Annotated in this window: 1 pseudogene; it reads left to right on the top strand. The window is 37.9% G+C overall.

From position 1 onward, the window contains the following. A pseudogene (locus tag V6U76_RS05385) lies at nt 1–697 on the top strand (major capsid protein); the annotation flags it as partial.

Below are 697 nucleotides of genomic sequence, written 5' to 3' on the forward strand. Positions count from 1 at the left end.
GAATTAGAGCGTTTGGCTCAGAAAATGAATTAAAGGCTTTAGCTGATGTAATAACAGATCATTTGCAATCTATGCGAAACAAACATGCAATAACGTTAGAACACTTGCGTATTGGGGCACTCAAAGGAATTATTCTGGACGCTGATGGAAGTGAATTACTCAACCTTTACAATGAATTTAGCATTACTCCAAAAGTAGTAAATTTTGCACTAGGAACACAACAACGGATGTGAAACGTAAATGCACGGAAGTACTAGGTCATATTGAAGATAATTTAAGTGGTGAATATATGGAAAGAGTATATGCACTAGTCAGCCCTGAGTTTTTTGATGCTTTAACTTCTCATGCAAAAGTGAAAGAAGCATATGAGAGGTGGCGAAGGAGCAGCGCTACGAAATGATATGAGGTCAGGATTGTAGAATTACATTCGAAGAATATAGAGGGCAAGCAACTGATCTAGATGGCAATTTCAGAAGATTTATTGAGAAAGACGCAGGACATTGTTTTCCAATTGGTACGGCCAGTACTTTTACAACTTATTTTGCTCCAGCAGATTTTAATGAAACCGTAAATACCTTAGAACAACCACTTTATGCAAAACAGGAGCCAAGAAGGTTTGATAGAGGGACAGACTTGCACACACAATCAAATCCACTTCCTATGTGCCATAGACCTGGAATACTAGTAAAAATCACAG

The organism is Wolbachia endosymbiont of Pentidionis agamae (assembly GCF_036711655.1).
GTDB lineage: Bacteria > Pseudomonadota > Alphaproteobacteria > Rickettsiales > Anaplasmataceae > JAZHPY01.